We start from the raw sequence: 25,534 nt of genomic DNA on the forward strand, positions 1-25,534 counted from the left end.
TTGTACGAAAAGTCGTCGAGCGATGGCAGTTTTCGGACAAAATCTAGGCGATCGTCACATCCGGCGACAGGTACACATCCTGTATCGCGTTCAGCAATTCCACCCCTTCCGTCATCGGCTTCTGGAACGCCTTACGCCCGGAGATCAGCCCCATGCCACCGGCGCGCTTGTTGATCACCGCGGTACGCACGGCCTCGCCAAGATCGGAATGCCCCTTGGAGCCACCACCCGAGTTGATCAGCCCGGCGCGGCCCATATAGCAGTTGGCCACCTGATAGCGGGCCAGGTCGATGGGATGATCCGAGGTCAACTCGTCGTAGACCTTGTCATGGGTGTGCCCAAAGCCAACTGCCCGGTAACCGCCGTTGTTCTCGGCCAGCTTCTGTTTGACGATATCGGCCTTGATGGTCGCCGCCAAATGAATGGCCTGGCCGGTGAGGTCCGAGGCAACGTGATAGTCGGTGCCGTCCTTCTTGAAATCCGAATTGCGCAGATAGGCCCACAGCACGGTGACCATGCCCAGCTCATGGGCACGCTCGAAGGCTTCGCTGATCTCCATGATCTGGCGACGGCTCTCCTGGGAGCCGAAGTAGATGGTCGCCCCCACGGCTACGCAACCCATCTCGTGGGCCTGCTCTACCTGGGCGAACAAGGTCTGGTCGTAGATGGCCGGATAGGTCAGCGTCTCGTTGTGGTTGAGCTTGAGCATCATCGGGATCTTATGGGCATAGCGCCGCGCCACCGACGACAGTACTCCCAGGGTCGACGCCACGCAGTTGCAACCACCCTCGACGGCCAGCTCGACGATATTCTTGGGGTCGAAATAGATCGGATTCGGCGCGAACGAGGCTCCCGCCGAGTGCTCGATCCCCTGGTCCACAGGCAGAATGCTCAGATAGCCGGTACCGGCCAGTCGGCCATGATTGAACAGGCTCTGCATATTGCGTAGCACATGAGGGGTACGATCGCTGTCGGCCATCACCCGGTCCACGAAGTCCGGGCCTGGCAGGTACAGGTCTTCTCGGCGGAACCCGCTACAGGTGTGACCAAGCAGGCTATCAGCCTCCTCGCCCAGCAGTTGTTCAATGTCCTTCATCGTCGCGTCCTCTCCTTGAGATAGTGTCTACTCTTCCAAATGCAGGATGTACTCTTCCAAGCGTAGAGGAAGATCGTGCTCATGATGCCCCTCCACGCTTCGGCAGCCAACCCCGGCTCTACTAGCCATACCACAAAAGAAAGACGCCCTTCCATGGGGAAGGGCGCCAGATTGCTGACAAAGTCCTGGCCCTTCGGCCAGGACTTTGTTGTTATTAGGGAATGCTAAAAGATCCCGGTCCTACCCAACACGAGCTGGAGATGGTCACGCTGGAAGAGCTGGTGCCTTCCGATCATCTGCTCCGGCGCATCGATGCCATCATCGACTTCTCCTTTATCCGCGACGAGACCCGTCACTTGTACTGCGAGGACAACGGTCGCCCCGCGCTGGATCCCGTTCTCCTGTTCAAGGCGCTGTTCATCGGCTACCTGTTCGGCATTCGCAGCGAGCGCCAGCTCGTCCGCGAGCTTCAGGTGAACGTGGCCTATCGCTGGTTCCTGGGCTTGCGTCTGACCGACAAGGTGCCGGACGCCTCGACCTTCAGCCAGAACCGGCGCCGGCGGTTCCGTGACAGCGATATCGCGCAGCGACTGTTCGATCATGTGGTGGAGCAGGCGATGCAACAGGGCCTGGTGGGCGGTCGTGTCCTGTACACCGACAGCACCCACATCAAGGCCAATGCCAATCGCCGTCGTTTCACGATGCAGGAGGTGGAGACGACACCGCAGGCCTATCTGGCAGAGCTGGAAGAGGCGGTGGTCGCCGATCGGGAGGCTCACGGAAAAAAGCCGCTGCCGCCTCGTCGAGAGGCGGAACCCGAGCCCACCGCCAAGAAGATCAGTGATACCGATCCCGACAGCGGCTACATGGTGCGGGAGGGCAAGCCCAAGGGGTTTTTCTACCTGGATCACCGAACGGTGGATGGCAGGCACGCCATCATCACCGATGTGCACATCACGCCCGCGAGCGTGCACGACAGCGTGCCCTACCTGGAGCGGCTGGATCGCCAACGCCGACGCTTTGGATTCGATGTGGCCGCCGTTGGGCTGGACGCCGGTTACTTTACCGCCGCGATTTGCCAAGGGTTGGAGAAGCGCCAACTTTACGGTGTGATCGGTTATTGTCGGCCCAGCAAGCCGAAAGGCATGATGCCGAAACGCCTCTTCGTGTATGACGCCGATCAGGACGGTTACCGCTGTCCAGAAGGCCAGACGCTGCGTTATGCGACTACCAACCGGGAAGGCTATCGTCATTACCACTCGGACCCGGTCTGGTGCCGGGAGTGCCCACGCCTAGCGACTTGCACACGCAGAGAGCACTACCGCAAGACGGTGACTCGCCACGTCTGGGAAGACGCCAAGGAGCGGGTGGGGAGCCGCCGGCTGGAGCCGGTAGGCAAACGAATTTACGAGCGCCGCAAGGAGACGGTGGAGCGCAGCTTCGCAGATGCCAAGCAACTCCATGGGTACCGCTATGCTCGCATGCGGGGAATCGCTGGAATGCGAGAGCAGGCCTTGCTCTGTGCGGCAGCGCAGAACCTCAAGAAAATGGCCTTGGCGGCCTGAGAGGGGCCCGGTCGTCGAATTTTCCTTCCAGCGACACCTTCAGGAAGCCCCATACTCGCTTGAGAGCGCCATTTTCTGCCTCTCGAGAGATAAATCGTGTTGTAGCGCTCCCTTCCGTCGCGAGCAAAGAACGCGAGCGTAGAAACACAAACCCCGCAAAAAATGCGGGGTTCGTCAGCAGTCTGACGCCCTTCCATGGGGAAGGGCGCCTGATGGAGAGGAACTCAGCATTCTGCATCAAGCCGCTCGCACTTCGATACGACGGCTGCGGTGAGTCTCCTTCTTGGGCAGCACCAGATGCAGCACGCCACTATCGACCCGCGCTTCGATGGCCTCAGTATCGATCTCATGACTCAGCGTGAAGCGACGCGCATACCGTTGAGCACGAACCTCCGCATAGGTCGCGGCAATGCCTTCCGGCATGTCGATCTGGATTTCGCCCTCCAGGCTGAGTACGTTGTTGTCCACCTCGATACTCAACCCCTCACGCGTCACGCCAGGCATGTCGGCAAGGATATGCAGCGCATTGTCCTCCTCGTAGATGTCCACCAGTGGCAACAAGGCACTGTCTTGCCGTTCACGAGTGGCAACTTCACGGGACGCTTCACGCTTGGTGACATCGTTCATGACCATTCACCTCCTCACTCTCACGCTGCCTGAATCTCGATACGCCGTGGCTTGAGTTCCTCGCGCTTGGGCAGCAAGATCTCGAAGACACCATTGCGGAAATGCGCTTCAGCACGGTCGACATCCAGCCCGTCGGGCAACGCGATGGAACGCGCAAACTCGCCACTGAACCGCTCGCGACGGAAATAGGGGCGTCTTTCTTCCCCCTCCGCTTTGGGCAGTTGCACCTCACGCTTGCCTCTCAGCGTCAGCACATTGTCCTGAACGTTGACTTCGAGATCGGAAGTGGACAAACCAGCCGCAAAGACATAGACGCGAATCGCGTCGTCGGTACGACCGACGTTGATCATCGGGAAACTGCCACGCGGGACCGAGCGGATATCCGCCGCCCAGGACTCCGGAAAGAACTCATCCAGAAACTGTTGGAACCAGTCCATGCCTTGGGACTGATTTGTATTGAAACGCCTGAGATCTCCGAACATATCGAACACCTCCTACGCTATAACAGGTCATCTATTTTGCGGGTCACCCCGAACCGCGGTACCTTGAGCCTCTCGCTCACCCAGGTCCCGTACCACAGAAATAGGTACACTACGGCGATTTTCAAGGCCCTGTTCTGGCACTGAAACCATGGGACCGCACTGCCTTTTACAGTTCACGACAAGGACGATCATGTCGATACTGCGCGGCTTCCTGTGGCTACTCGGCTTCCTGATACTCGGCGATACTCTGGTGACGCTTCTGGCGCTGCCCATTTCCAACGGGGTGGCCGGCATGTTGCTGATCACCGTCTGGCTGATGGTACGTGGGCGGCTGAATGACGATATCGCCATTGCCAGCCAGTCGCTGATCCGCCTGCTGGCGATGCTGATCATGCCCGGTGTGGTGGGAGTCTTCTTCATTGCCGATGAGTTTGCCGGTCACTGGCTGGCGATCGCGGTCGCCCTGATTGTCGGCACCTTGCTCAGCGTCTTGACCACGCTATGGCTCATGCTGCGTTTCATGCCCAAGGCTGCCCAATCCAGCGAGGAGTCGACGAACAGGGCGGGACATCCTCATGAGTGAATTGCGCGACCACTTGCTAAGCACCCCCATCCTGGCGATCGCCCTGACCCTGGCCGCCTATCTTGCCAGCCTCAAGGTCTTCGAAAGGCTCGGTCGGCCAAGCTGGTGCCCACCGGTGCTGCTCGCTGCCCTGCTGACGGCCGCCACCTTATGGCTGCTGGCCATCGACTATGCCGACTACCGGCTCGGTGCCGGGTGGCTGACACTGCTTCTCGGCCCGGCCACAGTGGCACTCGGCGTACCGCTATACCAGCAGCTCCACCATATCCGCGCGCTATGGCGACCTATCCTGGTCAGCCTGCCCCTCGCCGCCACGCTGGCCGCCTTCTATTCCATCGCCCTGGCCTGGTTATTCGGAGCATCCCCACAAGTACTGGCATCGCTGGCACCCAAATCGGTCACCGCCCCCATCGCCATCGGTATCACCGAGCAGATCGGCGGCTCCATTCCGTTGATGATGGGCGGCCTACTGATCACCGGGGTGATGGCCACCACTTGCGTCGGCTTGCTGGCCAAACACCTGAAGATCACCGATCAGCGGGTGCTGGGCTTTGTGCTCGGCGTCAACGGCCACGCCATTGGAACCGTACGCGCCTTCGAACTCGGCCCCACCGCCGGCGCTTTCGCCTCACTAGGCATGAGCCTGACCGGCATCTTTACTGCGCTGTTTCTGCCACTGGCATGGCGGGTGTTGGGGTTATGAGAGATGAGCGTCAGGCCGTCAGTTTCTCCTGCTCGTAAACCTCGGCAAAGACCTCGGTGATGAGCCGCTGCAGGTTCCGCTCGTGCAACGCCTTGACCTTCGCGGACAGTCGCTTCAACTCCTCGCTGGGCTTGGCCCATTGTGCTTCGGGGGGTGGCTGTGACCATTCATCGAGGCTCGCCGGCAGGCTCTTGCGCCCCGCCTTCTGGATGGCGCGGATTTCCCATTCGGCGAGATGAAAGGGAATCGTCCACAGGTCGAGAATGTGCCACAGGTACCATATCGTCACCTTGAACAGACCGATCTCGCCCTCACGGTAGCGACGATGCAGGCGCGCTCGGGCGTTGTGGAAGGTATGCACGCCCTCATAGGGTGGATCCCCGGGGCGCTGCAGGCCGTGCGGATCCTGGATCTCCTCGCGGGTATGTACCTCGTACTCCATATAGGCGCGCACCGATTCCCATAGCCCCATCGCCAACGGCATCCCGGGCTGCGGCAATTCGAGGAAATGCTGCTGCTCGGTCTCGGGATCGATAAAGCCGATGCCTAGCCCATACTGGCGCTGAACACCATATTGGGTCGCCCCTTGGGCCTGAGTCACCCAGGCCGCCACGCTCTCCCAGGGCACGATGATCGGTGGCTTGCCCCCGCCAGGCTGATAAGCGACTTCACGGCGCTGGCGATGGAAGCGGGTCGGGACATCCTTGCGGAACTTAAAGTGGTACTGGCATTTGATCACCAAGGCCAGTATCAGTGCCAAAGTACAGATGACCAAAGCAGGCGCAAAGGCCTCATTAATAACCCCATTAAACCCCACAAAGAAATACTCAACATCCTTACTGACAAGCCACAGAGCCCCCCCCCCTATCGCAGGAAAAAGGAAAACCATCATTAAAAAACCAATAAAAGGAATCCCTAATGTAAACTGCCAAGTAAAAGGCGTCGGCATGCTCCCGCCGAAGTCCAGATAGGCATCATTCACCTCACCGATGGCCTGATTGAAATCCACTGGCGCCGATCCCGTAGGCAGGGGAGCAGGCGACAGGTAGCTAACCTTGCCACCGGGAAAGGTCTCGATATCTCCGGCCCGGTGAGGCTGGCGAATATCGGGACGCGGTGTCTGGGGTTTATTGGCTGCCATTTGTGATGCCTTGAATCATATAAGAAGAAGTGGATCGATTTCCTGCCATCCCGCCGGTTCACCGCGTACGGCCACGTCTGGCAAAACGACACCCTTGGGCCTGCGTTGGGGGCCACAACTGACAAGTTGTCACTTATCAGCGGATACGGATGTTCTTGCGGTACTTCTCTTTCTGGATTTTCTTGACGCTTTCCTCGTCCATGTCGCGCCAGTAACGCGGGTTGCGCTTCTTGCGCTTGTCGGCGCCGGCCGTGGTGGGGTCCTTGTGGCGGTGGATCTCCAGCGCGGGCACGTCCGGCAGTGGCTGGGAAACGTCCATGTAGCGCTGCAGGAACTGCCAGGCAGCGATCAGCTCTCCCTGCATATTGGTGGAGGGAAACTGAGCATCTAGCGTCTGCTTGAGGCGCTCCATGGGATGATAGAGGATCAGTGAATAGGTCGAACTGCCCTGAGTATCGGGCGAGCTTTGCAGAAAGGCATCGAACTCGTGAAACGGCGCCTGAAGGAGCCGCTTCCAGGGTTTCTTGGGATGGTAGATGGTAAATAGCCCTGTCTGGCGATTGGCTTCCCAGAGCGGGCCTTTTCGCATACCGAGAAAAATGTCGGGCCTTTTTTGATTTAGTACCCCCCCCCCTTTCCATAAAACAAATGTTACTAACGCGACGGGGAAAACAAGTTTAGCCATCATAAGTATGGCCAAAAAAGATTTCTCATACTCTCCGTCAAAAAAAGCCATCCCCAACATTCCTAAAATTGCCACACACATCACTAAGAGGCTTAGGAAAAAAAAACCTTTTCCAATAGCAGTGGACATGTAGATCAAATATGCAGACAACTTATAGTTTGGAGGCATAATCGCTTGATGGTCGTAACGCACCTTCAAGCTGCAAAAGACCTCATCGCCTTCCAGATTTTTCTCGGCACGCTGCGCTTCCCAGTTCTGGGAAATGGCAATGTTGTTGAACCCATACTCGTCTTCCGTGCCAGTGTCTCGGGTCTTGCGGTCCCACGACAACCGGGTACCAAATATCTTGTCACGCTTGGGATGGGCTTCCTCCCATTGGCGACGCTGCTCGGGAGTATAGGCCGTAGCGGCATAGTAGCCGTCAAAGGTTTCGTTAGCTGACATCGAGGGTTTCCTTGATCCAGTAGTCGTCCGTCGCATCCTCGAGACTCAGAACTTCCGTCATATCACTGGGCATCTCCTCCAAGGGGGGTGGGGCCGGGAAAATACGCCGGTTGGGCAGCAACGGTGGGCGCGTGGTTTCGCGGAACTGGAGTTGGATGTCCCAACGATAGACATCCCCGCTACCGAAGCCATAGACCCGCTCGCTCTTGGGAGTATGAACAAAATAGGTGATGCAGTGAGACGCCAATTGCGTCAAGAGTGGAGGTACCCGGGTGGAGGAGCGTCGTTCCCAGATACTGCCGGCAGGCGATACACTACGCTCGCCCCGCACCAGCGACAACGCCGCGACATCCTGCAACTCAACGCCCATCCCGGGCAGGGCGCTGCGTACCTCGATAGCCGTGTTGATCCCCTGCTGCAAGTTTGGCTGCGCTTGCCACAAGCGACCCAAGGGACTGGTCGTGCCAGACGGTCGATCATGCGTCTGGCCGAGCCGGGCCAGCAACGCATCGCGCTCCACCGGGGAGACGCGACGTATCGAAACCTGGATATTGGCCAGCAGGCTCTGTAGGCGGTAGTAGGCTTCCTCTGGATCCAGTAACCACGGGGCGTCGTCACGTTGATCGCCGAAGGGCCCGTGTTTGAGCCACTGTTCCACCGGGCCATCGGTGAGCCAGATACCGGAGATACTCCCCCCCAGCAATAACGCCAGGCCGATCCACCCCACCGGGCCACTAAACACCATCAGCAAGGTGGCACCGATGGCAGCAGCGGCAAAAGCAATGCCGGCATCAGTATCACCCTCGTCGAAGCGGCCGACTGCCTCCCAGGTCATGGAGATGGCCAGCAGCAGACCCGAGGCCTTGGTGACCGACCAGTTGACCCGAATCAGGCTGGGGAACAGGCGCGAGACGATGTTGGTTTGAGAATTACGTATCAGCACCTTCTGGCTGATCTCGCTAACATACACGATCGGTCGTGGGGCCTGATGGCGCTTGGCGATATAGTCGCTTAAGTTCAAGGTAGCTAAGGTCAAATCAACAACAGCTGCAGCGAGAGACACCCCTGTTTTTAACTCAAGTTCCCGGAGTGCTGGTAAACTCTGCCACAAGTTCATCGCTTCAGCGACCACGAGAATATACGGTAATTTGATAACTTCGGCGCCGCGCTCGGCCCAGCCAATCTGGGTTCTTCCCCGTCGTACCATCTTGGCGGCCTGGGAATCGGCATCGGCGAAGACGAAGCGAACTTCACGCGCTTCCCCTACCTCTTGCATGGATCTCAGACGCTGCTTGTTGGTACCTCCCAGCAGCTTGTTATCTTGAGTGCGATAGACTTCACCATAGAATTGGCGCTGGTTGTTGCGGGCCAGGTATTCCCGCTCCGCCTTGTCGAGCCCGAACGTCAGTCCCGAGGCAACGTCCTCGACACCGAGCAATACCTTGCGGCTCATATCGACACTGCCCAGTGGTTGGAAGGTCAGATCGCCGATGAGTGCATGCAAGGCGCCACGCGAGGCATTGAACGATGGCAGGTAAAGCCTGGCCGCCATGGCCGTTCGCTGGCTTTCATCGGCCACTTGAGCCAGCAGATTGTTGCCACTTTCGGCAATCTTGCCGAACAGCGTGTCCAAGGCGTTAGTCCAGCGCTTCAACTCGCCGGTGGCACTGGTTCGGGCCATGGCCGCAAGGATCGACACCTCCAGCGTGTACAGTTCATCACTGGCGGGTGGCTGGCTACGCTGACTTTCGTTGGCCAGGGCCAAGGGACGGAAAGTGCCACTACCATCGTTGGCTTCTTCTTCCGGCAGGCTGAAGGGCTGCTCGACGGGGTATGTCTCGCTGTCCGGAAAGCACATGGCATGCAGCGGCTCGCGGCTGCCGTCTTCCAGCAGTGCCAGCAAGGTACGCTGTGCTGCCCGAGCATGCGAGCGTCCGAACTGGTTGGCGATATCCTGATTCAGCAGCGTATCGGCGCGCTGGGGGTCGAGGCTCAGGGCGGTGAAACACTGCTGGGCGATCTCGAAGCCGCTGAGGTAGTCGCCGCCCTCCAGGCTGAAGTAGTCGGCCAGCACACGCTGATAGCTCGCATCGCCCAAGTAGTCGGCCAATCGGGTCTGGTGGGCTTCCCACAGGTCATGGGCGATATCACGCGCCAGGGTAGCCACAGCGGTATGGAACTTGCCGGCGCGATAGCCAAGAACCTCACCGTCAGCAAACTCGTGCAGAGGGTTGTCCTGGTCGCCGATGCGCTCGGGCATGAGGCGCTTCTGTACCATGATGGCGCTGCGGTAATGCGGCCGGCTGGCACAACGCTCGAGCAATGCCGACAAGTAGCCTTGCGACTGCTGGGTTTGAACCAGGGCATGACGCAGCTCGAACATGGGATCGTCGATGACGAGCCCCGGAATCTGACGTTGCCGGGCATCTTCGAAGACATCGCTACCCGCTGGCGCATCTTTCCAAGGCAGTGGCGTATTTTCTTCACCATCCGAAGCACCACTCGCTGCAGTGTCGCGATGGCTTTGAGTGATCGCTTCCGCGGCGGCAGCGCGCAGCCCTGCCTCCAACCTCGAGGGCGAGTCCGGTTTCTTGGCGTTGTTCCAGGCAACGTTGACGGCTTCGGGACCTCCAGCATCCAGTTGCTGTTGCTCGGTCTCGATTTCTGCATAACGTGACGTCACCGCCTGCCCGGTCAGGTCTTCAGTCCATAGCGGCGGGTGGGCGATCTGCCATTCGAGCCCAGGGCAGCGCTCACGCTGAGCAGATAGCTGCTCGGCAGCCAACAATCGTCCGCTCGACACGGTTTGCGCCGGCGCCTGCAGCGACACCGACTGAAAACGTTGATTGAGCACAGTGGGGTTGGCCTCGAGGTAATTCAGGCGAGGGGCGGACCACTGAACGTCGGAAAAGGCGACCTTGACCTCCGACGACAGCCAGCTCAGGTCTTGCCTTGCCGGCAGCCAGATTTCCACGAGCGGCTTGCCCACGCTAGGGCGATGATTATCGGCGTATTCGCCAGCATTATCCCGATGTTGTGCCAAATCGACATCGCGGAACTCCCATTGCCCGGATTCCGACATGGCGATTTCTATTTCCCGCCAAATGGCCCCTTGATAGTGAACGTAGAGATAGCCGGGGCGGGCCGGGAGCGCATGCTTATTCCCATCCAATAGCGACTGCCAGAGAGCCAGAGGCATAACGGGCTGCACCACATGATGCTGCCACACGGTGCGTTGCGGATGTTCCTGCCAGGGCGTCTGCTGGACACGTCGGAACAACGGCACGCGAATCGGTGCTCCCTCTTCGCTGGCGATCTCCAGCCATACATTGCGTTCCGGTTGATCCTTCCAGGTCCAACCATGAATCCGGCTCAACGGTTCCGGCAAATCCTCCTCTTCTACCCGAGCCGTCAGGGCCTCCTGCTCCTGCTGATCGGTCCGGTCATAGAAAACGAAACGGTGTCCCTCAGGATGTTCCTTACCCATGACCTGGATAAAGAGCTTCTGATCTTCACATGCCTTGTGCTCGCTGAGTTCCCCGCTCATACGACATCCCCTTCCCTGGCGTGATCGATATGTTCCCTGAGCACGTCCAGACGACGGCTGACAGGGACATTTATCAATATGTCATGGATCTCCGAGTCTGCGAGACGTCGGATCAACTCAAAAAACTCTCTGTACTGATCGGCAGGAATTTCGAGTTGCTGAGCCGCACGATAGTGCTCGATAAACCGATATCTCGTGTCACCATCATCGAGGCTTTCCTCTGGCCTCCGATAGGCGCGCCAAGCACGCCTTGCCAGGATATGTGCTTCCAGTGCGTCTTCCTGCTCCCTGGACAATGCAATCGGTTGTGTTGCATTCAACTCCAGAGCTTCGACATCACTTTCATCGTGGCAGAGCGCGTGCCAACATGGTCCTTCATTGTGCTGTTGCTGCAGTGTTGTCCCGAACCAGATCCAGCATTCTAGAGGTCCAAGCCATTGCCGGCTTGGACGAGAAGATGACTCGAACAAGGCGGCAGCAATATCCGGATGGTAGTAGCGCAGCATGCCCTTACGGTCATCGTAAAAGCGCACCTCCAGGCAGCGTCGCAAATGCGCGAAGACCTCGGCCTCGGACGCTTGGCTCGACACTACGATCCCCGGAGAGATCCCCGTTTTAGGGTCCTGTTCGAAAGCGTGAAGAATGTCGCCCCTAACATCGTTCAGCCGCAATATCAAAGGGCTTCTTTTCAGGAAATCGGCGAATGGTGTTTCCAGAAATAGCCATTCGTACTCCACAGCTGGCGACATATCATACAACGATGCCAGCGTCTGGCCGGTTTCTTCGAGAACCAACCAGTGTTTCAAGCCGGTTTCGGTCCCTAATAATGCGGACAATGACTCTGCGCTGATCACTTTCATGACAATGCCGAATTTCCACACGGACAGTCCGATAAAGGACAGCTGCCATCCTGCTGCATTTGGCACTGTTCAATCAGAGGAATGTCATCTGCCATAGCCTGATCGAGCCGCTTGCCGAAGACAGGGCCCATGGTGACGTCTTCATGACGTTCCGGCGTCGCGCCATTGGGTAGCAAGGGCCCCTGGGCCGCTTGCCCCGAGCCGCTGCCCGGGCTGCCGCCGGAGTTGATCTTGACGCTGGGGCCGACGATGGTCACGCCGCCGGGGTCGAGCTTGACGAAGCTGCCGCCGGCCTTGAGGGTGATTTCGGCGCCGGCCTCGATCACCACTTTCATGCCGGCCTTGTGGTGCACTTCCTGGCCGGCTTCGATCAGTTGCGACTGACCGTAACGGACATGGCCGCTCTGGTCGACGATGAGGTGGTCATCGCCGTCGATCCGTGTGTGGCGCTTGCCGTGCACGGTGAGGTGGTCGTCGCGGTCGATCTCGCCAATACGATCGCGTTTGACCGTGAGGTGGCTGTCGTTGCGGATCTCCTCGGTGCGGTCGTGCTCGGTGAGCAGTTCGAGGTCCTTCTGGGCGTGCAGCCAGATCTGTTCGCGGTCCTTGGCGTCGTCGAAGCGCAGTTCGTTGAAGCCGTCGCCCTGGTGGGTCTGGGTACGCAGCACGGTGCGCGTCTTGTGCTCGGGCAGCGCGTAGGGCGGAATGTTGGCGGCGTGGTAGGTGCGCCCGGTGATCAGCGGCTGGTCGGGATCGCCCTCCAGGAATGAGACAATCACCTCGTGGCCGATCCGCGGCAGCGCCAACATGCCGTAGCCACCGCCGGCCCAGCCCTGGCTGACGCGCAGCCAGGCGCTGGCGGTGTCGTCGGGGGCCGCGTAGCGGTCCCAGGGGAACTGGACCTTGACCCGGCCGTGCTCGTCGCAGTGGATCTCCTCGCCCTCAATAGCGACTGCCAGAGAGCCAGAGGCATAACGGGCTGCACCACATGATGCTGCCACACGGTGCGTTGCGGATGTTCCTGCCAGGGCGTCTGCTGGACACGTCGGAACAACGGCACGCGAATCGGTGCTCCCTCTTCGCTGGCGATCTCCAGCCATACATTGCGTTCCGGTTGATCCTTCCAGGTCCAACCATGAATCCGGCTCAACGGTTCCGGCAAATCCTCCTCTTCTACCCGAGCCGTCAGGGCCTCCTGCTCCTGCTGATCGGTCCGGTCATAGAAAACGAAACGGTGTCCCTCAGGATGTTCCTTACCCATGACCTGGATAAAGAGCTTCTGATCTTCACATGCCTTGTGCTCGCTGAGTTCCCCGCTCATACGACATCCCCTTCCCTGGCGTGATCGATATGTTCCCTGAGCACGTCCAGACGACGGCTGACAGGGACATTTATCAATATGTCATGGATCTCCGAGTCTGCGAGACGTCGGATCAACTCAAAAAACTCTCTGTACTGATCGGCAGGAATTTCGAGTTGCTGAGCCGCACGATAGTGCTCCAGGTCGGTCTCGCGGTACTGCACGCAGAACTCGCGCTCGGCGAGTTCGCGGGTCACCGCGAAGGCAACCTCATGGAGGCCGTGTTCGGCGCACAGCGTATTGAGGATGGTCAGCGGCGAGACGTGCTGGAAGATGCGCGAGTTGTGACGCAGCGACAAGCGCCACAGCGCCGGGCGGATCACCACCTCGTAACGGGTGCGGCGATGGCCGCGATCGCCGCGCTGGAACTCGGCGGCGATGCCGTGCACGTGGCGCAGCGCCTCGCCATCCTGCCACAGGGTCAGGGTCAACTCGCGTTCCAGCCAGTCCGTGGGGCTCAACCCGCCATCGCGGCTGGCGAAGGCCACGCGCAGATGGAAGGGCGCGGAGAGCGCCTCCTCGAAGGTGAAGTCAACCACCGCCAGGTCGAGCGCCGGCTGACCGGCGAGGGTGAGCGTGAACTGGAGACCGGTCTGGTTGGCCATCTCAGCTGCCCTCCCCGCTGGCCGAGCCGATCACCACACCACCACAGTCCACGGCGTGGCCGGTCAGGGCGGCGGGCTTGCCATCGATCATGATGCTACCCGAGCCTTCAGCGATGGCGCGGGGGTGAGGGGAATTATCAGGCTTGGTGTGCGGCGCAAGGGGGTCGCCTTGGCGTGCCGCTGGCTTGCCGTCGATGATCACCGTCGGGCTGCCGGCAATCACCGGGGTCGGGGGAAACCCCTCGTGGTCGGTGCCGATGTCCCCTACGAGTACGAGCTTGCGTCCCATCCGTCGCTCTCCTTGTCTTGTCAGCGAGGCAACACTGCTATCAGTGCCACTCGGCCGGTGCCTCGAAGCTGACGATCTCCGAAGCGTTGATGTGCATGCGCTGGAAGCCGGCGGTCTCCAGACTGCGAATCGCTGCCTTGCAGGCTAACGGCAGGCGCGTTTGCAATGGCGTGCCGTTCAATGTGCGGCGAGCGGCCAGCAACAGCCGCGCACCATGGCCACTGCCCTGCCATGGCGGCTCGATGAAGAAGAAGCGCAGCTGCCAGGCCGCCTCGTCATCGGGCCGGCAGGCCAGCAGCATGCCCAATGGCTCTCCTTCCCCATGCTTGAGCACCAGCAAGCGGCCCTGCCAGTGCGCAACGCCTTCATCATTGCGTTGCAGCCACACCCGACGATGCACGGTGAACTCCAGGGCCCGGCGCAGGGTTTCGAGACGTGAGGGCTCGCGTAGCACCCATGGCGACTGTCCCTGTCCGTCGGCACGACATGCCGCCTCGAGAAAGCGCTCGATATCGGCCGGCTGGGCATCGGACAGCGCACGCGGCGCGGTATCCGCCTCGGCCGCGTGAGGTGCCGATGTCTCCGTCTCCCGTCGTCCGCCACCCAGCAATCGCTTAAGCGTCGTTAACATCGTTGGGGCCTCCTTCGGCATAGAGCGCAGTTGGCAGCTGGAAACCGGCCACCAAGGGACGCGTGAAGGGATTACGGGTAGCGTCGGCACGCAGCCGATAGCGCATCGTGCCGCCATCGACGTTGAAGCGCAGATCCAGCTCGCGTTCGCTGGCACCGATCACATCGGCCTCGTCGAGCAGGCGGAACCAAGCCCAGGCACCGTCACGACGCAAGCTTCGCGGGGAACGATTCACCTGGCTGGGCACCATGGTCACACGGCTTTCGGTGCCCCCGCGCAAGGTATTGGGCCAGATCATCGACACCCGGCTGTTGGCGTTGTGGGTATATTCGATCAACTGACCATCGACGCTGATTACGCTGCGCCGCTTGTCGGAACTCAGGCTCACGGGTTCGAGGCTGAATTCCACGTCGAGCACACCATCGCGATCGAAATAGGCTTCACGAATGCGCTCGGCTTGTTGCATGGCCGCGAACACGCTGTCACGCAGCAACGAGTTGCCGTTGGCGTCACGCAGTTGCTCCGGTGCGCCTTCGATGAACGGACGCAGGTTGTCCTGATAGAAGCTATCGAGAGTGCCGCCAGGGGCAAAGAAGGCCTCGAAGTCCTCGAGGGCAACCTCACGCGAGGCGTCGCGCGCCAGCGGATAACGGCCAGCCAGACGATCCTGGTAAGGGGCGACTACGTCGTCGAGCCACTGCCTTTCGAGATGGCGGATGGCACTGGCCATCAGCACCTGCCAGCTCTGGTCGGCCAGACTCTCGAGCATGCTGTCCACGGGTGCGGGCATGTCCTCGGCAATCCGTTGCAGGTTATGGATGGGATCGCCACCGCTCAACGCCAGGCGATCGCGAGCGCTGACGAAGGCGGCACGCCCCGGATCGCTGGCTCCCTGCACCTGACGCAGGTAATCGCGCAATTCAGCGATGGCGGCCTTGACCTCGACGAGGTCTGACGGTTCGTCATCACGCGACTCGAGCAATTCGTTGAGCGAGGCGAAGTGCTGCTCGATCTCACCGGCCAACTGATAGCGCGGCGATTGTTCCAACGCCCGACGCGCTACTTCGTCGTCGGCCGGAAGCTCTGGATAAAGGCGAGTATGGTGGGCTACCTCGCTCAACAGCCGATCCAGCGGTCGACTGGCACCAAGCAACGTATCCATCACCACCACCGCTTGAGCGATGTCAGGAACGGGTACTAGCTCGACATTGTCCAGCGCCTGGCGCCAGGTAATGTGATAGTCACCGACATAGCGTTCGCGAAGCGCATCACGCAGGCGACGCTGGTCGGTCTCGCTGAAGTCGATATTGTCACGCCGGCCTAGCACCCATAGATCGATCATCGCCAGTTCGGTGGCTTGATCGACCTCCTTGAGGAAGTAACCCTCGAAGCCGTTGCGAGTCACCAGGCTGGGGATGCGCACCTCAGCAGGATCGTCGTGACGCGCCATGAATACCGCACTGAAGGCTGGGCCGACTCCTTGGCGCAGGTCCAGCGTTGCTCCCCGACGTCGATCGCTACCGGCCTTGAGAGTGGCGTAAACACGCTCAGCCATCGGCTGACGACCAAGTTCTTCCTGGGCGGCCTCCAGGCTGCCACGCAACGGCGCCATGGCCACTACGGCACGCTGGTCGCCGGCGACGACATGCCCTTCCAGGTCGGTATAGGCCAGCGCGTAGTCGAGGTGATCGAGCAGACGCTGTTGCACACTGCCACGCTGGGGAAACTGGCGCTGCCAGCGATTGGCCATGAACTCGCGAACCCGTTCCGGCTGGCGGCCGCTGGCGTCGGACATCATGCGCAGGATGCGCAGCAATGCCAGTTTCTCGTTACTCTCCGCCTCGGCACGGTTCATGTCGTCCATGATCCCGACCATCAACGCTGGCAGGAAGTGATACTCGAGCACCGCCAGATAGGCGCCTTCCACCTGACGCCCCACCGAGCGCCCCTGATAGAGCCCCATGTCAGCAAGCACAGGCAGATGCTCACGATAATCACCGAACTCCAAGGTGGCGTTGCGCAGTCGATCCAGCGGCTCGAGCAATGCATACCCGGTGGGGTCGTCACTCTGCAATTCGGCAGGTCGAGCGGCAAGGAAGCCTTCTGCCTTTTCCTCCACCGCCGCCAAGGCAGTGGCGTTCTTCTGGTAGAAATGGCTCCAACCACCGACCACGACTGCGCCGCCAAACAGGCAAGCCAGGACACTGACACGCCGCAGGTGACGCCGGCGTCGTGCGGCACGGGCGTTATCACCGGCCAACCCCGCTTCGGGGTAGATCACCTTGTCGAACAGTTCCTCGGTGAAGTAGAGCGCGCTACGCGCGGCACGATGCGCCGGCTGCACGCTTTCTTCCATGCCATAGCGACGCGCGGCGGCATCGACGAAGGGGTCTTCGGGCACCCCCTGCTGATAGACGGAGGTGAAATAGGTACCGCGTACCATCGCCGCAGTCGAGTAGCGGTCGCTGGCGAGCGCTTCGTGCAGGAAACCAAGCAACACGTCACGCAGGCCGGCCAGCTGACGTACGAAGCGGAATACCGATTCGCGCTCTTCACGGTCGCGGCATTCGGCAAGCAGTGACGGCAGGCTGCGGTTGAGGCGCTCGAGCATGGTGTCGAAGGAGGTCGTGAACTCCTCTTCCCACTGCCCGGGACGGTCAAGCGAGGCAGCGCTGAAGGTGAAGCCCAGGGGAGCGCGGCGCGCAGCACGCGAATAGTGCCGGAAGAAGTCGTCGAAGCCATGCAGCAGGTCCATCTTGCTGAAGGTGATGTAAACCGGCAAGCGCGCGGCATGGCGCTCCATCAACTCACGCAAGCGTGCTCGCAGCAGGGTGGCATAGGCCTTGCGCACCGCCACTCGAGCATCGCTCAAGCGCGCCAGATCGAGGACCAGGATCACGCCATCCAGCGGACGCTGCGGCCGGCGGTTCTCCAGCCACTCGACGAAATGATCCCACAACCGGCTCTGCCGTTCCTGAGGCTTGCCATCGTCAGTTTCCAGCGCGCCTTGTGTCAGCAGCTCGCCATCCGGGTCGATCAATACCGCCTTGTCACCGATCCACCAGTCGAAGCCAAGACTTCCATTCTTGCCGTGACCGGAGGCCTTCATCACATGGGTAAGGGTGAATTCCTGACCTGAGCGGTTGATCAGGCTGGTCTTGCCTGCATTCTCGACCCCCATCACCAGATACCAGGGCAAGCGATAGCGGGCCCCAGGGCCGCCACCCAGACTATTGATCAGCTCGCTCAGGGTAGCGTCGAGAGTGGCCTCCTGCCGCTCGACCTCGGCTTGAATCGGGTCGAGTTGCATCTGTTCGGCCTGCCGACGCTCCGCATCCATCTCACGCAGCCGGCGAGCCAGGCGAATCCCCCACACCAGAGCCACCACCGTAGCCAGTGCCAAGGTCGCCAGCAGGCGGTTGAGCCAGGGGCCGAGCGGATGGCTGTCACGGATTTCCCACATCGGCCCCAGCCACCAGATGGCGACCACCGCAGCCACCACCAGCAAGCCCCACATCACACCTGTCAGCTTGGAACTCTTCTTGCGTAACCCCTGAGCCTTGTTGGCGTGTGCCTTGGCCAGATTGGCGTTGCCTTGTAGACGCGATGCACCGGGCACCACACGGCCCAGCGCGGCCTTGAGTCCTCTCCACATGAGCCTTATCCCTCGTCCCTGTCGATGTCATTGATGAGCGCGATATCGTGCATAACCGGTTTCATGCCTTGAGCGATGCCTCGAGTCGTGCCAGCAGCGCCGGCTCCCACTGGGATAGATCGATGTTGATGACGCTCTGGTGCACGGCTCTATAGTGCTGACGGGCCAGTGCCTCGAGCCCCGCTTCGTGCAGTAAGTCGGCACTTGCCAACCGCCAATAGGTGCTGTCGCGTGGCGAGCGGGCTGCGGCCAGGCCTTGGTCAAGTATCTTCAAGGCCACTTCCAACCCCTGCTCGGCCAGGCACTCGCGAGCCTCTTCCAAGCCCGCCTGCCAGGGATCGCCGCCTATGTGGCTGCCACCCGTGGCGCTGGCCGGAACACTGTGCAACCAACGCTGGGTCTCGCCATCGACAAAGGGAGTGCCATCGTTGAAGGTCAATGCCTCGATGCCGGGCAGGCGCGTCACGAAGCGTGCCGTTTCGTCGCGAATGCTATCGGCGCAGCGGATATGGCCCAGCCGTTTGGCAAGCGTGGCGCTGAGACGGTGCCCTTCCAACCAGTAGGGGCTGACCGCCAGGCTGTTCTCGATACGCCGCCACAAGGCGGTATCGCCTCCCCGTTCCACGGCCTCGCGGTAGTCAGCGGCACGATCGGCGGATACCGGCGCCAACTCGGTACGCTCGCCATCCCGGGTGGCCGGCAGCACCTGGATACCGCTCCAGGTGGCATGACGACGTAGGCGGTAACCCAGCACTTCGCCCGGCGACTGCTCGTTGAGAAAATCCGCCAGTTTCAGCAATGTCTGGCGATTGCCACGCTCATTGCCGGCTTCCAGCCGTAACTCCGGCATTTTCGCCATGCCCCCGGAAGAGGTGGGCGAGGCGCTGCCGTTGTCAGAAACCGTCTCGGCAGTGGAAGCCGAACTGGTTTCAGCAGGTGCCGGGGCGTCGTCCCGGGAACGAGCGTCAACCAGGCAACGCCGCAGTTCGTCCAACTCGCCTTGGGGCAGGCCATGCTCCCGCGCCAGCGATGCCAAGGCATCGAGCGATGCCTGACAAGCCTGGTACTCGTCATCGGCTCCCTTGAAATCCAAGGCCGAAGCCAGCTTCACTGCACGTTGGCTGAACTGCTGGAACAAGCGCGGTCGCATCTTCTCGCCACGTGGCCCCTGGAAGGGGTAGGCCTGGTGCCACCACTGCTCGAGGCTGCCGGCCAACAGCCGCAACGACAGCGCAAAACGCACGCCATCCCCGCTGCGCTGCAGACAGTGCAACAAGTGGCCGAGTACCTTGAGATCCTTACCAGTCTCGCTGAGTAGCCGAACGGCACGGGCTTCGGCCCCTTGCCAATCGACCTCCCCGTGTTGCAGCGAGCCAATCTTCATCATTTCCTCGTCCAGCCAGGCATAGTCGGCGCTATCGGCGACTGGCTGTCCCACTCCCCGGCCTTCCTCCTCCTCCTTCAGAGGCTCCAACAGAGGGGCCAGATGCGCATCGGCAGTGATTTGCATGTGTCCCTCCTTACCAGCGGCAGGTGTCGCGCAGTGGCTGAATCTTCTGGCGCAACCCCGTCAGATCGAAGCGCAGACCGTCGAGCACCTCGAGATCACTGCTCAGCGTCAGTTCCTGGGCATCCAGCAGTTGTCGCAGAGTCGCGATAGCCGGTAACCCGCGGCCACCACTGACCACATGGCCGCCATCACGAATCCGCCACTCCTGTGTCAGCTCGCGGCCGGCACCGATCAGGTGCAGCCGGGTACGCGGCTCACTGGAAGCCTCCGGCAAATGCAGTTGGAAACGAGTGATGGCTTTCTCGCATGCGATCACCAGTCGCGGCCGGGGCGGCGTGGTACCGAGCGCCGGGGCGCTCATCAACACATCGCCGCCCCGTTCCCCCACCAGAAAGCCGAAATCCTCGCCATGGCGAGTCCGCTCCTGGGCCTGAATGGCGTGCCACAGTGCGGGGAGCGGATCGTCGACGCTTACCCCGTTCCCATCGGAGGAGAAGCGAAACAGCGCGTCATAGCATTCCAGGCGTTCCAGGCGCGACTGTCGCTCGGCACAGGCTTGCGCGCGTTCCACCACGCTGGCGGCGCTGTCCGCCTGCGACGCGGCACTTGTCAGACCTAGTCCGATGACCAAGGTCATGGCGATCATCGGGCGAATTACGAACATCGGGCTCATTTGGCATCCAGTTCCAACAGTCGGCACTTGTGTGCCAGGGTCCGCTTGGGTAGGCCGAGACTTTCGGCGGCCAACGCACGATTGCCGTCGAAATACAGCAGGCGCTGACGAATCAGCTCGGCTTCGAAATCACGCAGTGCCTGACGTAGATCGCTAACTGGCCCAGTGACACGGCTCTCACCATCGACACTTGGATCGCTAGCGGGCGACTCGGCCTGACCGGGTAGGGCCGCCAGATCGATATCCACTCCCGGCCGGGTCATGGCGCAGGCATAGTCGACCAGGTTCTTCAACTCGCGCACGTTGCCTGGGTAGTCGCGCTCACGAAGCTGGCGCAAGGCCGCCGGGGTAATGCCCACTTCCTTGCGGCCTTCACGGGCACAGAAATCGGTGACGAAGGCCTCGGCCAACTCGGCGATGTCCTCACGTCGTTCGCGTAGCGGCGGCAAGGTCAATGGGAACTGCCCTAGGCGGTAATAGAGATCGGCACGAAAGCGCTGGTCGCGAATCCGCTCACGCAGCGGTTGATGGGTGGCCGCCACCAGGCGCAGATCGGCACGCAGCTCTTCGTTGGCTCCCAGCGGACGATAGCGGCCGCTCTCGAGGACTCGCAGCAATTTGGCCTGCAAGGCCAGCGGCATGTCGCCGATCTCGTCGAGGAACAAGGTGCCGCCATCAGCCTGGCCGATCAGCCCTTCGCGCGCCTGGTCGGCGCCAGAGAAAGCACCACGAACATGGCCAAACAGCTCCGACTCGAGCAGCGTTTCGGGGATCGCCGCACAGTTGATCGCCATGAACGGACCATCGCAACGCGTCGAGAAACGGTGGATGGCACGTGCCACGCAATCCTTGCCGGTACCGGTCTCCCCCTGCAGCAACACGGCCAGGCCGGTCTCGGCGGCGCGCACGACTTGGCTACGCAGTGTCTGCATGGCTGGCGAGTCACCCAGGAGATCGGCGGCCAAGCGATCGGAGAGGGCCTGGCGGCGGGTGCCGTCACTGAGCTTGGTCAACGATGCGCGTAGCTGTTCCTCGCGCTGGCGTTCTCCCCGATGCCGCGCCAGTCGTGCCCATAGCCGACATAACAATGCTTCGAAGGCCTTGAAATCACTATCACGACGTAGCCACTCGAGTGCAGCCGGGGAAGCACCAAGCGCCAGCACCCCCAACCATTCATGTTTGCCATCGACAGCACGCAGCGGGTGCACCGCCAGTTGCCAATCGCCAGGTAGAGCGGAGACCTGAGCCTGAAAGCCTTCGTGATCGAGTCGCGAACGGGCTTCGGCGATGCCCAGAATCAACGGTTTGCCGGAGCGGATGGCGTGAGCATAAGGATGGCGGAAGTCGTCGCAAGCCAAGCGTGTCTCGTCATCGTCGCTACCCAACCAGCGCCCGCTGCCCTCCAGATACAGGCACTGCGCCCATCCCGTCTTACCTGTGCCACCCAGCGCCTCACACAATATCGCGCTGCTCCGCGAGCGCAGTTCGCGCGGAGACTCGCTCTCGACCATGGACAGAGCCGTGGCCATGCCCGCAAGGTGCGTTGCCCTCGCATGCCCGCCTGTACCCTGCCCCATGTCGATCGCCCTGGCGCTCATAGCCTTACGCCACCTCCGCGGTGAAGGCACCACTATCGGTATCAACCCCCAGCGCCACGCGAGTCACCGGCTCACGCCGTGCCATGCGCTCCAGCAAGGCTTGCGACACCGGTGGCAATAGCTCGCCGTCGATCACCGACTCGAGCATGCGCGCCCCGTTCTCGCTGCGCGTGGCGCGGGTACAGATCGCCTCCGCCAACGCTTCGTCGAGAACCACCTCGGCATGACGATGGCGACGGCGAATACGCTCGGCCAAGGTGGCGAGTTTGGCGCGCACGATACTGCGCAGCGTCTCCGCTCCCAGGGGGAAATAGGGCACCACTTCCATGCGTGCCAACAGCGCCGGCTTGAAGAAATCCGCCAGCACCGGGTAGAGCGCATCATCCAGCGCCTCAGGATCCTTGGCATGGGCGACGATCGCTTCATAGCCCAGGTTCGAGGTCAAAAAGAACACCACGTTCTTGCAATCGATCAGGCGTCCCTCACCATCGGCCAGTTCCCCCTTGTCGAACGCCTGGTAGAAGAGATTGAGCACGTCCGGGTGCGCCTTCTCGACTTCGTCGAGCAGCACCACTGAATAGGGGCGCTGACGAATGGCCTCGGTCAGCAGGCCCCCTTCGCCAAACCCCACATAGCCAGGAGGTGAGCCGATCAGCCGCGATACCGTGTGTTTTTCCTGATACTCGGACATGTTGATGGTGGTCAGGAACTGGCGCCCGCCATACAGCCGCTCGGCGATCTGTACTACGGTTTCTGTCTTGCCCACACCACTGGGGCCGACCAGCAGGAAGGCGCCCAACGGACGACCGGGGCGACGCAGGTCGGCGCGCGCCGTGAGCAGGTGCCGGTGCAAGCGCTCGATGGCCATATCCTGCCCCTGCACCAGTTGACCGAGGTGCTCGGGCAGTTCGGTCAGCCGAGTCAGTTCATCGCTGGTCATGCGCTCCACCGGCACACCGGTCCAGTCGCCGATGACCTGTGCGATCTGAGCCTCCTCGACACTGGCATTGACCAACGCGAACTCCTGCTGCAGCTCGGTCAAGCGTGACTCGTGCTCAGCCAGAGTCTCCCGCTGCCGGGTTCTCTCGTCCTCCGTGATCTCCGCTTCAGAATCATCGTCGAGAAGATCGCGATGCAGGGCGAGAATGGCATCGACGCATTCACGTTGGGCCTGCCAAGCGGCTTCCAGGGTTTCGAGTTCGCTACTGAGTTGCCCCAGACGCTCGTCGAGTTCGGCGTTTCGCGTGCTGTCTCCGGTGCGCCCGAGCAATGTCTCGCGGTCGAGCTGCTCGCGTTCACGCAAGGCTGCCAGGTGCTCACTCTTGAGATGGCTGAGCCGACGTGGCGGGGTATCCAGTGCCTGGGAGAGCCTGGCACAGGCGGTATCGAGCACGTCGATGGCCTTGTCGGGCAACTGACGACCTGCCAGGTAACGGGCAGAAAGTTCGGCGGCGGCGCGCAACCCACTGTCGCCGACCAGCACGCCATGGGCCCCTTCATAGACGTCGCGCAGTCCGCGCACGATCACCAGCGCCTGCTCGACACTGGGCTCGGCCAAGCTAACCGGTTGAAAACGCCGTGACAGAGCCGGGTCCTTCTCGAAGTATTTCTTGTACTCGCGCCAGGTGGTGGCGGCGATGGTGCGTAACTCGCCACGCGCCAGTGCCGGCTTGAGCAGGTTGGCGGCATCGCCTCCCCCCTCCGGGTTGCCAGCACCGATCAAGGTATGCGCCTCGTCGATGAACAGCAGGGTCGGTCGAGGCGCATTCTTCACTTCGTCGATCACCGCCTTGAGGCGCTTCTCGAACTCTCCTTTCACCGCGGCCCCAGCCTGCAAAGCGCCGAGATCGAGCGAGAGCAGTTCGACATCGGCCAACGCCGCCGGCACTTCACCGGCCACGATACGCGCCGCCAGCCCTTCGACCACGGCACTCTTGCCGACCCCGGCATCGCCGATGACGATGGGATTGTTCTTGCGCCGGCGACCGAGGATATCCAGCATCTGGTCGATTTCCGGATCGCGGCACAGTACGGGATCGAGTTCACCGCGCCGTGCCTGATCGGTAAGCGAGGTGGCAAAACGCGCCAAGGCACTGTCGTCACTCTGTGCGGACGGTGCGCGACGCGTCGAGGTGCCATTGTCAGAGCGGCGGGCCTCGGCGGAGTCCGCGGTCAGACGCTCGAAGTCACGACGCAAGCTCTCGCGATTGATGCCTGCCAGCAGTGCCACGCTGCGCGGGCCCAGGTAACGCGAGGCATTGTGCAGCAAGGCGGTGAAAATCATACCGCTACGCAGCTCGCCATGATCGAACTCGGTGGATGCCAGCAGCCAGGCATCCTGAAGCAATTCGATCAGCAGCGGTGAAAAGCTCGGTGTGGTCACTTCGAGATCACGCGGAGGGAGCGACTCATCAGCAAGTCGGGCGCGCAGTTCTCTAGTATCGATCTCCTGCCTCTCCAACAGGCAGCGCAGGTCACATAACGGCTGGTCGATCAATGCCTGCAACAGGTGGCCGGCGGTAACCTCCGGGGCCTGTTGCTCGGCACACAGCACCGCAGCCTGTTCCAGCCCTTGACGGGCGATGGCGTTGAGTCGGCCGATGAGTGCCGGAAGCTCTACCCTGAGCATGACGTCTCCTAACGGAAAATTTGATCGAGTAAGGCACTGACTTGCTCGGCTTGCTGATCCAGCGACCAGGACAGGCCCGCATAGATCGCCACCAGGGCTGCGCCGAACAAGGCAAACACGGCCCATACTGGGAGACTTTGCCCACCCCGGCGGTGCCCGGGCATCACGTTGTCGAGCGGTTGGGTCAACTGGTCATCCGGTGTATCGCTGAGCGCCGCCAATTGATCGCCCAAAGTGCGCACCACGTTTTCGTACTCCTCGCGCCCATCGGTCATGACCCGGTAACGCCCCTCGAAGCCCAGGCAAAGACACAGGTAGATGAAGGCCAGCATGTCGCGATAGCGCTGCGGTTCCTGCTGCAAGCGGGCCAGGATCGAGAACACCTTCTCGCCACCCCAGGTCTCGTTGTGGAAACGCGTCAGCAGCGAGTGCTCCGCCCACTTGCTCTGCTGCCCCCATGGAGTGAGCATCACCGCCTCGTCGATGAACGAGCACAGTACGTAGCGATAGGCGAGCAGGGTCGGCCGGTCGTAACCCTGCTCGGTGAGTTCGATCTCGATCGCCGAGATCTCGTCGACGACCTGTTGGTAGAGCCGCTCGATATCGTCCACGTCGCCAAGCTGGCGCACACGCACGACCATGCCCAGCAACGAACTCGCGGCGTCGACCAGCGGGTTGAGGTTATGGCCGCGAAGACGGAACCAGTAATCCTCGTCGGCATCCAGATGGTCGACGCCGCTGTGAATCAGTTGGTTCAAGCCCTGTGCGTCGATACGGTCCTCATGGCGCAGCGGCGCGTGGGGATTGGTATCGCGAGCGTTGGCATCGTGGCTGATGGCAATGTCTTGCAT

General features: G+C 61.2%; 18 protein-coding genes and 1 pseudogene. 3 read left to right on the forward strand and 16 right to left on the reverse strand.

The features are described 5' to 3' along the window. Positions 1 to 43: 43 nt before the first annotated feature. Positions 44 to 1,096, reverse strand: coding sequence for a class I fructose-bisphosphate aldolase (locus L861_RS21475; RefSeq protein WP_016418769.1), 1,053 nt, complete (start codon positions 1,094 to 1,096; stop codon positions 44 to 46). Positions 1,097 to 1,317: 221 nt separating this feature from the next. Here L861_RS21475 and L861_RS21480 point away from each other — a divergent pair, with 221 nt between their 5' ends. Then, the gene (locus tag L861_RS21480; protein WP_035569199.1) at positions 1,318 to 2,661 is read left to right on the forward strand and encodes an IS1182 family transposase; all 1,344 of its coding nucleotides are present in this window, start codon (positions 1,318 to 1,320) and stop codon (positions 2,659 to 2,661) included. 237 nt (positions 2,662 to 2,898) lie between these two features. Here the strand turns inward: L861_RS21480 and L861_RS21485 are convergent, their stop codons facing one another. Continuing rightward, complete coding sequence (locus tag L861_RS21485; protein WP_027948140.1) at positions 2,899 to 3,288, reverse strand: Hsp20/alpha crystallin family protein; 390 nt, start codon at positions 3,286 to 3,288, stop codon at positions 2,899 to 2,901. A gap of 20 nt (positions 3,289 to 3,308) precedes the next feature. After that, positions 3,309 to 3,770 carry an Hsp20/alpha crystallin family protein gene (locus tag L861_RS21490; protein WP_016418772.1) on the reverse strand — a complete coding sequence of 154 codons (462 nt, stop codon included), beginning with the start codon at positions 3,768 to 3,770 and terminating at the stop codon, positions 3,309 to 3,311. A 190-nt stretch (positions 3,771 to 3,960) separates the two neighbouring features. On the opposite strand from L861_RS21490, the gene L861_RS21495 reads away from it, so the two are divergent. Both L861_RS21495 and L861_RS21500 read left to right on the forward strand, forming a co-directional pair. Further along, complete coding sequence (locus tag L861_RS21495; RefSeq protein ID WP_016418773.1) at positions 3,961 to 4,353, forward strand: CidA/LrgA family protein; 393 nt, start codon at positions 3,961 to 3,963, stop codon at positions 4,351 to 4,353. Next, complete coding sequence (locus L861_RS21500; protein WP_016418774.1) at positions 4,346 to 5,056, forward strand: LrgB family protein; 711 nt, start codon at positions 4,346 to 4,348, stop codon at positions 5,054 to 5,056. The genes L861_RS21495 and L861_RS21500 overlap by 8 nt, the downstream gene beginning before the upstream one ends. A gap of 10 nt (positions 5,057 to 5,066) precedes the next feature. Here the strand turns inward: L861_RS21500 and L861_RS21505 are convergent, their stop codons facing one another. The 13 genes and pseudogenes from L861_RS21505 to icmH all read right to left on the reverse strand — a co-directional run bounded on the left by L861_RS21505 (position 5,067) and on the right by icmH (position 25,534). Continuing rightward, on the reverse strand, positions 5,067 to 6,197 hold the full coding sequence (locus L861_RS21505) for a hypothetical protein (protein ID WP_016418775.1): 1,131 nt from the start codon (positions 6,195 to 6,197) through the stop codon (positions 5,067 to 5,069). Positions 6,198 to 6,333: 136 nt separating this feature from the next. Continuing rightward, positions 6,334 to 7,326 carry a hypothetical protein gene (locus L861_RS23855; RefSeq protein ID WP_016418776.1) on the reverse strand — a complete coding sequence of 331 codons (993 nt, stop codon included), beginning with the start codon at positions 7,324 to 7,326 and terminating at the stop codon, positions 6,334 to 6,336. Next, positions 7,316 to 10,873 (reverse strand): hypothetical protein, encoded by a 3,558-nt coding sequence (locus L861_RS21515; RefSeq protein WP_016418777.1) that lies wholly within the window; start codon positions 10,871 to 10,873, stop codon positions 7,316 to 7,318. Before L861_RS21515 ends, L861_RS23855 begins: the two co-directional genes overlap by 11 nt. Further along, on the reverse strand, positions 10,870 to 11,733 hold the full coding sequence (locus tag L861_RS21520; protein ID WP_016418778.1) for a DUF4123 domain-containing protein: 864 nt from the start codon (positions 11,731 to 11,733) through the stop codon (positions 10,870 to 10,872). The genes L861_RS21515 and L861_RS21520 overlap by 4 nt, the downstream gene beginning before the upstream one ends. Positions 11,734 to 12,068: 335 nt before the next feature. Continuing rightward, positions 12,069 to 13,703: pseudogene (locus L861_RS25345) on the reverse strand (contractile injection system protein, VgrG/Pvc8 family); the annotation flags it as partial. Next, entirely contained in the window at positions 13,700 to 13,987 is a 288-nt protein-coding gene (locus tag L861_RS21540; RefSeq protein WP_016418780.1) for a type VI secretion system PAAR protein, read from the reverse strand. The gene L861_RS21540 and the pseudogene L861_RS25345, both read right to left, overlap by 4 nt. Positions 13,988 to 14,027: 40 nt before the next feature. Beyond that, positions 14,028 to 14,618, reverse strand: coding sequence for a GNAT family N-acetyltransferase (locus L861_RS21545; protein WP_016418781.1), 591 nt, complete (start codon positions 14,616 to 14,618; stop codon positions 14,028 to 14,030). Then, a complete protein-coding gene (gene tssM, locus L861_RS21550) occupies positions 14,602 to 18,273 on the reverse strand; it encodes a type VI secretion system membrane subunit TssM (protein ID WP_016418782.1) in 3,672 nt (1,223 codons plus the stop codon). The genes L861_RS21545 and tssM overlap by 17 nt, the downstream gene beginning before the upstream one ends. Positions 18,274 to 18,334: 61 nt before the next feature. After that, positions 18,335 to 19,783, reverse strand: a complete 1,449-nt coding sequence (gene tssA, locus L861_RS21555; RefSeq protein ID WP_016418783.1) for a type VI secretion system protein TssA — start codon at positions 19,781 to 19,783, stop codon at positions 18,335 to 18,337. A 10-nt stretch (positions 19,784 to 19,793) separates the two neighbouring features. Next, complete coding sequence (gene vasI / locus L861_RS21560; protein WP_027947760.1) at positions 19,794 to 20,456, reverse strand: type VI secretion system-associated protein VasI; 663 nt, start codon at positions 20,454 to 20,456, stop codon at positions 19,794 to 19,796. After that, a complete protein-coding gene (locus L861_RS21565; RefSeq protein WP_021029260.1) occupies positions 20,453 to 22,054 on the reverse strand; it encodes a sigma-54 interaction domain-containing protein in 1,602 nt (533 codons plus the stop codon). The genes vasI and L861_RS21565 overlap by 4 nt, the downstream gene beginning before the upstream one ends. Before the next feature lie 4 nt (positions 22,055 to 22,058). After that, positions 22,059 to 24,683, reverse strand: coding sequence for a type VI secretion system ATPase TssH (tssH, locus tag L861_RS21570; RefSeq protein ID WP_016418786.1), 2,625 nt, complete (start codon positions 24,681 to 24,683; stop codon positions 22,059 to 22,061). An 8-nt stretch (positions 24,684 to 24,691) separates the two neighbouring features. Beyond that, positions 24,692 to 25,534, reverse strand: coding sequence for a type IVB secretion system protein IcmH/DotU (gene icmH, locus L861_RS21575; RefSeq protein WP_016418787.1), 843 nt, complete (start codon positions 25,532 to 25,534; stop codon positions 24,692 to 24,694).

The sequence above is a fragment of the Litchfieldella anticariensis FP35 = DSM 16096 genome, from assembly GCF_000409775.1.
Classification (GTDB): domain Bacteria; phylum Pseudomonadota; class Gammaproteobacteria; order Pseudomonadales; family Halomonadaceae; genus Litchfieldella; species Litchfieldella anticariensis.

Coding starts and splice junctions, on each gene's coding strand:
- L861_RS21475 (WP_016418769.1), bottom strand. CDS start 1,096: ATGAAGGACATTGAACAACTGCTGGGCGAGGAGGCTGATAGCCTGCTT.
- L861_RS21480 (WP_035569199.1), top strand. CDS start 1,318: ATGCTAAAAGATCCCGGTCCTACCCAACACGAGCTGGAGATGGTCACG.
- L861_RS21485 (WP_027948140.1), bottom strand. CDS start 3,288: ATGAACGATGTCACCAAGCGTGAAGCGTCCCGTGAAGTTGCCACTCGT.
- L861_RS21490 (WP_016418772.1), bottom strand. CDS start 3,770: ATGTTCGGAGATCTCAGGCGTTTCAATACAAATCAGTCCCAAGGCATG.
- L861_RS21495 (WP_016418773.1), top strand. CDS start 3,961: ATGTCGATACTGCGCGGCTTCCTGTGGCTACTCGGCTTCCTGATACTC.
- L861_RS21500 (WP_016418774.1), top strand. CDS start 4,346: ATGAGTGAATTGCGCGACCACTTGCTAAGCACCCCCATCCTGGCGATC.
- L861_RS21505 (WP_016418775.1), bottom strand. CDS start 6,197: ATGGCAGCCAATAAACCCCAGACACCGCGTCCCGATATTCGCCAGCCT.
- L861_RS23855 (WP_016418776.1), bottom strand. CDS start 7,326: ATGTCAGCTAACGAAACCTTTGACGGCTACTATGCCGCTACGGCCTAT.
- L861_RS21515 (WP_016418777.1), bottom strand. CDS start 10,873: ATGAGCGGGGAACTCAGCGAGCACAAGGCATGTGAAGATCAGAAGCTC.
- L861_RS21520 (WP_016418778.1), bottom strand. CDS start 11,733: ATGAAAGTGATCAGCGCAGAGTCATTGTCCGCATTATTAGGGACCGAA.
- L861_RS21540 (WP_016418780.1), bottom strand. CDS start 13,987: ATGGGACGCAAGCTCGTACTCGTAGGGGACATCGGCACCGACCACGAG.
- L861_RS21545 (WP_016418781.1), bottom strand. CDS start 14,618: ATGTTAACGACGCTTAAGCGATTGCTGGGTGGCGGACGACGGGAGACG.
- tssM (WP_016418782.1), bottom strand. CDS start 18,273: ATGTGGAGAGGACTCAAGGCCGCGCTGGGCCGTGTGGTGCCCGGTGCA.
- tssA (WP_016418783.1), bottom strand. CDS start 19,783: ATGCAAATCACTGCCGATGCGCATCTGGCCCCTCTGTTGGAGCCTCTG.
- vasI (WP_027947760.1), bottom strand. CDS start 20,456: ATGAGCCCGATGTTCGTAATTCGCCCGATGATCGCCATGACCTTGGTC.
- L861_RS21565 (WP_021029260.1), bottom strand. CDS start 22,054: ATGAGCGCCAGGGCGATCGACATGGGGCAGGGTACAGGCGGGCATGCG.
- tssH (WP_016418786.1), bottom strand. CDS start 24,683: ATGCTCAGGGTAGAGCTTCCGGCACTCATCGGCCGACTCAACGCCATC.
- icmH (WP_016418787.1), bottom strand. CDS start 25,534: ATGCAAGACATTGCCATCAGCCACGATGCCAACGCTCGCGATACCAAT.